The 8,221-nt window shown below is 55.3% G+C and carries 11 protein-coding genes; 3 read left to right on the forward strand and 8 right to left on the reverse strand.

The window, feature by feature from the left end:
• Positions 1-334 (forward strand): hypothetical protein (locus tag VLV32_01775; protein ID HUL40624.1); only part of this gene is annotated, 334 nt, incomplete at its 5' end.
• Positions 335-406: 72 nt separating this feature from the next.
• Positions 407-1,384: an NAD(P)H-quinone oxidoreductase gene (locus tag VLV32_01780; GenBank protein ID HUL40625.1), complete on the forward strand. Its 978-nt coding sequence runs from the start codon at positions 407-409 to the stop codon at positions 1,382-1,384.
• An 8-nt stretch (positions 1,385-1,392) separates the two neighbouring features.
• On the opposite strand, the gene VLV32_01785 is transcribed toward VLV32_01780, so the two are convergent.
• Positions 1,393-2,373 carry a hypothetical protein gene (locus VLV32_01785; protein HUL40626.1) on the reverse strand — a complete coding sequence of 327 codons (981 nt, stop codon included), beginning with the start codon at positions 2,371-2,373 and terminating at the stop codon, positions 1,393-1,395.
• Positions 2,374-2,614: 241 nt separating this feature from the next.
• Between VLV32_01785 and VLV32_01790 the strand changes: the two genes are divergently transcribed.
• Positions 2,615-2,821: a DUF465 domain-containing protein gene (locus tag VLV32_01790; GenBank protein ID HUL40627.1), complete on the forward strand. Its 207-nt coding sequence runs from the start codon at positions 2,615-2,617 to the stop codon at positions 2,819-2,821.
• A 109-nt stretch (positions 2,822-2,930) separates the two neighbouring features.
• On the opposite strand, the gene VLV32_01795 is transcribed toward VLV32_01790, so the two are convergent.
• The 7 genes from VLV32_01795 to VLV32_01825 form a co-directional block, all read right to left on the reverse strand.
• Positions 2,931-3,614 (reverse strand): hypothetical protein, encoded by a 684-nt coding sequence (locus tag VLV32_01795; GenBank protein ID HUL40628.1) that lies wholly within the window; start codon positions 3,612-3,614, stop codon positions 2,931-2,933.
• 66 nt (positions 3,615-3,680) lie between these two features.
• The gene (locus tag VLV32_01800; GenBank protein HUL40629.1) at positions 3,681-3,989 is read right to left on the reverse strand and encodes a non-heme iron oxygenase ferredoxin subunit; all 309 of its coding nucleotides are present in this window, start codon (positions 3,987-3,989) and stop codon (positions 3,681-3,683) included.
• A 288-nt stretch (positions 3,990-4,277) separates the two neighbouring features.
• A complete protein-coding gene (locus tag VLV32_01805) occupies positions 4,278-5,003 on the reverse strand; it encodes an FAD-dependent oxidoreductase (protein HUL40630.1) in 726 nt (241 codons plus the stop codon).
• A 39-nt stretch (positions 5,004-5,042) separates the two neighbouring features.
• Positions 5,043-5,303 carry a MoaD/ThiS family protein gene (locus tag VLV32_01810; GenBank protein HUL40631.1) on the reverse strand — a complete coding sequence of 87 codons (261 nt, stop codon included), beginning with the start codon at positions 5,301-5,303 and terminating at the stop codon, positions 5,043-5,045.
• Complete coding sequence (locus VLV32_01815) at positions 5,300-6,472, reverse strand: glycosyl hydrolase (protein ID HUL40632.1); 1,173 nt, start codon at positions 6,470-6,472, stop codon at positions 5,300-5,302. The genes VLV32_01810 and VLV32_01815 overlap by 4 nt, the downstream gene beginning before the upstream one ends.
• Positions 6,473-6,566: 94 nt before the next feature.
• Positions 6,567-7,169: a poly-gamma-glutamate hydrolase family protein gene (locus tag VLV32_01820; protein HUL40633.1), complete on the reverse strand. Its 603-nt coding sequence runs from the start codon at positions 7,167-7,169 to the stop codon at positions 6,567-6,569.
• A gap of 557 nt (positions 7,170-7,726) precedes the next feature.
• Positions 7,727-8,221, reverse strand: a 495-nt coding sequence (locus VLV32_01825; GenBank protein HUL40634.1) for a DUF3025 domain-containing protein, incomplete at its 5' end; no start/stop codon positions are given.

Consider the following 8,221-nt stretch of genomic DNA (forward strand, 5'->3'; position numbering starts at 1 on the left):
GCGCCTTGAAAGCACGTTTAACGTCAGCAAGGGGTCGCTCAATAACATGGATCTGACGCGCGCTCTGCAAATGCCAAGCAGGAACGGCGTGCGCGGCGGCAAAACGCTGTTTACGGAGTTCTCGGGAAACTTGTTGTATGGCAAGGGCGCTTATCAATTTAAGAATTTGCGCCTTGTTTCCGGCCCGTTGGGCGCTACCGGCAGCGCGGATATTTCGCCTAACCATCTGCTGTCAGGACGAGTAACCGTTGAACTGAAATCAGGCGCGACCTTCATCAAGAACTCGTTCTTGATATCAGGCAATGTCAATGATCTGGTGCTGCGCACCAACTAATCAAAACCACCGCACACGCTTCCACTCCTGTTCTCTGCCGAAGGGAAAATTATGAATTCCTTGCCTGCGACCATGCGCGCGGTGGAAATCGGCGCGTATGGCGGGCCGGAGGTGTTGAAGCTCGCGAGTCGCCCGGTTCCCGCGCCAAAAGCGGGCGAGGTATTAATCAAAGTCGCGGCATCCGGCGTTAATCGCCCCGACCTGCTGCAACGCCAAGGACACTATGCGCCGCCACCGGGTGCGTCCGATCTGCCCGGCCTGGAAATCGCCGGCACGATTGCCACGGTCGGCGAAAAAGTCAGCGGCTGGCAGGTTGGCGATAGCGTTTGCGCGCTGCTGGCCGGCGGTGGTTATGCCGAATACTGCGCGGTTCCCGCCTCGCAATGCTTGCCTGTTCCCAAGGGCCTAAGTCTTGTGGAAGCGGCATCTCTTCCAGAAACATTCTTCACTGTGTGGAGCAATGTATTCGAGCGCGCGGCGATACAGCCCGGTGAAACGTTACTCGTTCAAGGCGGCACGAGCGGCATCGGAGTAGTTGCAATTCAAATGGCGCGCGCTTTTGGACATCGCGTTTTCGCCACCGCGGGCAGCGCTGAAAAATGCGCCGCTTGTGTTGCGTTGGGCGCGGAGCGGGCTATCAATTACAAAACCGAAGATTTCGCGGAGATTATTAAGAATTCGACCGGCGGCAAAGGCGTCAATGTGATTCTAGATATGGTCGGCGGCGATTATATTCCGCGCGAATTGAAAGCACTCGCCGACGACGGGCGCATTGTAATGATCGCCTATCTCGGCGGATCCAAAGCGACTGTGGATTTAGGAGAAATTCTACGGCGCCGGCTGACGATTACCGGTTCCGCCCTGCGCGCTCGCCCGGTCGAGTTCAAAGCACGTATTGCAAACGCCCTGCGCGACAATGTATGGCCGCTGATCGAATCGGGCAAAATCAAACCCGTCGTTTACGCCACCTTCAAGCTTGCGGATGCTTCGAATGCACATCGACTCATGGAAAGCGGCGTGCACATCGGAAAAATCGTTCTGGTTGTATGAAACCGGACTTAGGCCACCGCAATAGCCGGTCGGTCGGTCTCCTCGACTTTTGCCGGGGCGGACTCTGAATTTGTGTTTGGCAGTTTGCGTCGCAGCATCGATAAATCACGATTTTCCGCTATGGTTCTGGCAAAACGGATATTTCGCTCCATTTCTTCAAGGTAAAGGTTCTGCCCGCCGAAGTGGCGCTGCACGTAGCGGTATGCGCCGCCTAATGTTTCGTCCATGCGTTTGCTAGCTGAGCGGTGAAAAACCGGGGTTTTGAAAACCAAGTCGTCGCCCGACTCAAAAAGCACTTCCTCGCTGCCGTCCTTCTTGCGCCTGCGCGCAATTCCTCCCAGCACAAATTCTGGATACAAGCGCTCGCGGCATTTCTCCAAGTAACAACGGTCAGCCATCTGCGCGATGATATCAGCGGAGCCAAGCAGGTTGCCGAGCAAGCGGAAAGCCAAGCTCGGGACCTTGATTTGCTGCACCGGAACCTCGTAGCCTGTGAAATGCAAAAGCTGCGCCGCCACGCCCGCGAGATCCGGCATGCCGACCTTGGGCATGTATTCTTCCAAAAAGCGCGCTCCACGGGACACGTGGTACAGCGTATATTCGGCGCCGTTCTGGTGTCGAGTATCTTTAACGTGCCGGATATAGCCACAGTCGTGAAACAACGCGGTGATAATTCCCAGCCGGAACAGCCTTTCCCCAAAGTGTTCGGTCCCATGCGCAGCGCGTTCATACCCATCCATCAGGCGCGCCATTGCGAGGGTCACGTCAAGTACGTGTTGGAGATCGTGATATGAGGTGTCGCAAGACACATATCCCGGGTATTTGCCGGCGTAAAGACGTGATACATCGCCAAATGCTTGCGATAATACGTCGGGATTCGGATCAGGATACAGCTCCTGGTAGATCTTGCAGATTTCGTTGCTGACGGCAATCGAATCGGTTGTTTTAACCTGGTTGGTAACATCAAACTCATTGCGGCGCGTTTGCATTATTATTCTCCATAAACGCAAAATCATTGCGCCCAATTAGACCCGGAATTACTGAATATTTCAAGAAAATTTCAAGCGCGCCAAAATCGAGCGAAGAAATTTATTCTTTTCAGCGGCTTCTCGGCCGAAACGCGATGATTGATCAATTTTTATTGGTAAATCCTTAATCCAATTGCGCAACCAATTCAAAACAAGCTGGTCGATCTTTTGCTATAGTAAAATGTACGGAGGAAAACTGACGATGGACGAAGCCGATATTATAGCCATCAAGCACAGGATCAGCGAGCTCAAAGTGGAACATCGCGACCTGGATGAAGTCATCACGAGGTTGGCCGAGTCACCAGCGGTGGATCAGTTGCAGTTGCAGCGCTTGAAAAAACGCAAGCTGCTATTGAAAGATCAGATCTTCATGCTCGAGGGCCAGCTCACTCCCGATATTCCTGCATAACGCGGCGCGCCGGCGCGATCCGCAGGGCTCATGTGGTCCGGCGATTTGTAATCAAAGTCTATCCGGACCCAACAGAACACCTATTTCCCAGTCGCCTATGCCCGGTTAATTAACGGTGAAGCGGCTTGAGCAGCCCGTTTTCCCCACCCTCACGGCGCATTCTTTCGCATTGCGCGGAATCGAGCTTGGTGTTGCGCGGCGTCGTTTCATCCCGCATCAGGTTTTCCGGCTCATCAACATGTTCACCGCTGTTCATCAACACGTGAGCCAGCTCATGGGCCAGGCTAATGCCCAGGTCTCTAACACCGAATGCGATCCAAATGGTGTCGCGCAGTTCCGGGCGCGTCCGGCTGTTGGCCCGACCGATCGCTTCAGCGTCAAAACGTTCCACTTGCAGGGTGTCCTTGACGAAGTACACGGTGGGTTTGGGAAATGGCGCAAGGCGCGCCAGCTCTCTTGAAACCGGTGTATCGTAATATTTGAATCTTTCCGGCGCGTCTAGCAGGTGCAATTGCGCGCCTTGAATTTCAATTCCACACTGGCTAAGAATTTTCGCGGTTGTTTTTACGGCATCGAAAATGTTTTTCTTGCGCCAGCCGGTGGAAGCAAAAAAAACCAGCGTGGGACTGAACCCGTATGCCGCGTTCGCGAAACCGCCTGCGGTATATATTTGTGCCGCTCCAAGCGAGTAGCTTTTCACCTCTCGAACCGGGTTTTCGGCCCACCCCGCGCCTTGCAGCAGGGCCAACATTAAAATTGCCCCGGGCGCGCGCTTTAGTGCGGATCTATACATTTCGGCCTTTGCAAGCCGGGACGCGGGCCGGACACGCCTCGGAGATTGCGAATCGCTGCCGATATTCTAAATTTCGACTTCGATGTCGCTGCCCGAAACCCTGACGTGGTAACTAACAACCCCTACGGTCGCTGGCGGCCCGAGCACTTCGCCGGTAGTCACATCGAAAGCCGCGCCGTGCCAGGGGCATGTTACTTCCTTGCCGTTGAGATCGCCCTCCGACAACGGGCCGCCATGGTGGCTGCATGTGTCGTTAATCGCAAAGTATTTCCCGTCCACGTTAAACAGGGCGATCGTCTTTTCGCCCACCTCGACTGCTTTACCCTGCCCTGGAGCAATATCTTCGGTTTTCGCCACCTTTACGAATTCTGCCATGACTCACCTCCTTTGGAACCTCTGATTAAGTCCCGTGCGGTTGCGACGGTGTGCAATCCGAGTGCAGGACGAGGCGTGAGGAGCGCCGTTTGCTTGGGGGCAAACCAGCGACGAAAAACAACGACATGCGCCGGGATTGTCCCGTCCCTCCGGGTTGCAGCAAAATGCGGCGTTTGCATCGTTGCGCTCCTCGGCTTCGTAGGCCCGGCTACGACCTTCGTCGCGCGCCTTGCATCCATCCGGATTTTGCCAGCAACGCAATTCGCGGAGGACTTAATCAGAGGTTCCTTAGTATCCATCAAATTGTTCAGCCCGGATGCGAGTTGAATCCACACCCGCTAGGCTTACGGCTTTGGTAATTCCTGCGACCATACCCGGTGGTCCGGCGATATAGAACACCGATGTCATGATATCCCCAACATGCTGACGCAGGAAGTCCGCGTCCACAAAACGCCGTTCGCCGTCCCACGGCTGGCGCGATTTCTCGGCCTCCGTCATTGTCGGAATATATTTGAAGCTTACATAGGCACGGGCAATTTCCAAGAACTCTTTGTGAAAAGCCGTGCCTTCCGGATTTCGATTAGAATAAACCAGAGTGATTTGCTGCGCGAGCCTGCGGGCAAAAGCGTCGTTAATCATGCTGCGAAAAGGCGTGATGCCAATTCCGCCTGCGATGAAAACAGCCGGCATGGCATTGTCCTTGTGCAGCGTGAATGAGCCGGCCGGGCCGACAAATTCTGCCGATGTGCCGAGCGATATTTCTGCAAGGCTCCGCTTTAACGCGCTTCCGGTCATACGCGTCGCAATTTGCAAACGCCCGGTCTGCTGCGGCGGCGAAGCGATGGAGAATGTCCGGCGATTGCCCTTGGCATCGTTATATGGCGGATTGGCAAGAATTAGCGTCAGGAACTGGCCGGCAGTGAAACCAAAAGCGGCCGGCCGCTCAAAAGCGAAGGCCATCGTGCCCTCGGCCACTTCAGTGCGTTCAATCAACCTGGTCGTGAATTTTGGCACGTTTTTTTCGCCGGTAAGGTTTGCGCTCCGCGCATTTGCCTAGCCGCCGCTCAAGGCCTGCAGGATGATCACCTCATCCGAAATTCGCAGCGGCACTTCGAGCCCGCGCACTTGTTCGCCATTAATAAATATGCGGATGTGGCGGCGGATCGCATCCTGCTCGTCTATCATGCGGAACCGAATGCCGGGGTAGCGCGAATCGAGATCAGCGAGCAGCGCGGCGAGAGTCGCTCCGGCGGCTTCCACCTTGCTGCGATCTCCAGTATATGATCGCAACGGGCTGGGAATCAGCACTTTCATAGCGTAGGTTCTGCGGCCTCGACGGCATAAATGTGCGGCAGATGGCTGGCGATGCAGGACCACTTTTCTCCTTCATTTTTGCTCGCCCACACCTCGCCGCTTGTCGTGCCGAAGTACACTCCGACAGGATGGTGCGCGTCGGCGGTCATCGCCTGGCGCTTTACCGTGAACCACCCCTGGTTGCGCGGCAAACCGGCATCCAGCCGCTTCCAGCTCTTGCCTGCGTTGCGCGACACGTACGCCGCGGGTTTGCCGCCGGGACTGGTACGCGGCCATACCGAAGTTCCGTCCATGGGAAAAACCCAAAGCGTCGCCGGATCACGCGGGTGCAGCACTAGCGGAAAACCGATATCGCCGATTTTCTTCGGCATGTTCATCCCGATTCGTTCCCAGCGCGTTGCAGGCCGCTCCAAACGGTATATGCCGCAGTGGTTTTGCTGGTATAGCAAATCCGGCTGAAGCGGGTGCCGCCGCACGCAATGCGGATCATGACCGTATTCAGGATTGGGAATCGGCAGGAAATCGGCGGCGACGCCGGAATTGAGCGGCGTCCAGTTTGCGCCTTGGTCAACGCTTTCAAACACACCACCGCCCGACATGGCAAGGTAAAGGTGGCGCGCGTCGCGCGGGTCTACCATGATCGAGTGCATCTTCGGGCCATCAGGCGTGCCATCCTGTTCTCCCCCCGTCCACTTCGCGTACATCGGATTCTCATTGAAACCTGCTACAGGCGCCCACGTGTCGCCGCCGTCTTCGCTCTTGAACAAGCCCTGCGGAGACGTCCCCGCATACCAAACGCCGGGTTCGCTTGCATGGCCGGCAGTCAACCAGAACACGTGATCCACCACGCGCCCCTTCTGCCCTTCGGCTGCCTTGGGAAAAGCGGGCGGTTTGGACGCTTCTTTCCAGGATTTGCCCAGATTGGTGGAGCGGAACAGGGTCGGGCCTAAATGACCCGTGCGCGCGGTCGCAAGCAAGGTGCGCCGGTCGCGCGGGTCAAGCACCATGTGGTGCACGATGTGGCCGAAAAACATGGGCCCCGCGATTTTCCACTCGCGCCTGGCCTTGTCTGATTTGAAAATGAAAGCACCCTTGCGCGTCGCGATAAGCAAAGCAACGAGCCCGGTCGCCGGTTTTGGCACCGAAGGTTTTACTGGAGCGGCATTCATAATATTGGCAAACGAATTTGAGAGGGGGAAAAGCGGCTACATTTTCTCACTATTGGCGAAATAATTCGAGTTCTAGAACGGGTTATGCCGCGGCCTAAAGTGAAAGCAAAACCGCGCGTACGGCTGTGACAAAACGCTGTGTATAGGCGCTGCTCCGGAGCGCTTTGGTAAGCTCAAGCTGCACGCCTTTGTTCGATTGCCCGCGGTTGCAGATATTTTCGGGATTCGTTGCCTGGAAATGATGGCCATCGTTGCGGACATCGAGGCCTGCCTGTCGAAGTTCGGCAGCCACTTTATTCTTTAACCAATGGTCGAGACCACCGATTAAGATGCGCTCGTCATGTCCGACACAGCCGTGAATGGTGATCACGAATGAGCAGGTCGACAACAGCTCAAGGCATGAAGGCTCGTCAAAGCGCCGGCTGGTAATATGCAAGGCTGCATAGTTGCCCCGTTTTTTGATGCCTTCAAACAGGTAGAGATTGAAATCCTCTCCGGCGATGGCACGGGCGATTTCTGAAGTGCTCGATTCGATCTTGCCAGCATGCGGAGCGATGACCGCTACGGGCGAAAAAGGACGCCGCAACACGGTGCGCCTGAAATCGATTCCCTCGACCTCATGCTCCACGAGCTCGCCAAAGCTATGGTAGCGATCAATGTGCATGCGCACCAGTATCCAGCATAACGTCGCACTCACCGGGCCCAGCGAGTGCAGTTCGTGAGGACCCGGTGTGGCGACAAGTTAGCCATTCGCATTTTCACGGAATGCTGAAGACTTCCTCAGCGGACTCGTCTGAGCCATGCTCAACCCGAATGACCTTGCAAAAATCTGAGCGTCCATGTTTCCAACAAAGAGACGACCAGTTACGAAACAAATAATATGCGGCTCCAGACGTTCCCCATTCTCCCAATCCGGCGCACACGAACAACGCGTGTTCGGGATGACGCTGATTCTTCATCCGAAGAAGAATCCCGTGGTCGTGCTTCGCGCTATCCGTGATTCTTAAGGAGCCGGCAAACCGCTTTTATGATTTCCGATTCGGTAAGCATAGTGAGCTAATGTAAATTACGCGAAAAGAAGGATGACGAACTAGATGACAATTTAGTTGACATTTTATGCGACAACGACCGCCCCGATCTCACCTATCACTTTTGTCGTACCCTGTCATCCTTTTCCCCCGATTCATACGTTACGCCGGACAGGAAATTGATGCAACTTCACCGATACTTTCACTCTTGAAATTTGTGTTTTTGTCATGCATTTCTTCGCGGTCTAAAATAAGCTTCATTTCCGTAATATGATTCACGCTCATTTTCTGCGTTCCATCCCGGAATGCCGAGGATGGGAACCGGCGCCAGTTCGGCGGTGCGGTTAAAGTGCCGCGCATCGCTGAGATATCTAGCGAGCTTCTCGTCGAGCATCTGCAATCGCTGTTCCAGGGCGGCGGCGAAGAAGTCCGCATCCGCCGAGATAATCACCGCGCGGCCGGTGACGCCGGTGAAAGGCTGCAGTGCCTTTTCATAAATGGCGTGGCCGAATAGAAAAAATTTCATGCTTGCAATCACTGCTTCGCGGTTAATCCAGAACAATTCCTTCCATTTGAAATCCACGAGCAATTGCGCAAGGCCAGGGTCGCTGGTCGCCACAAGCACCCCGCCCTCGTCGAAGAGCGTGAGCGCATCCTGCACCGGTCCGCGGTTTGGTCCGCCCTCGCTGATCATCTTTTGCAGCGCAAGAAAGTGCCTGCG

This window comes from Burkholderiales bacterium, from assembly GCA_035518095.1.
In the GTDB taxonomy this organism is placed as follows: Bacteria; Pseudomonadota; Gammaproteobacteria; order Burkholderiales; family JAHFRG01; genus JAHFRG01.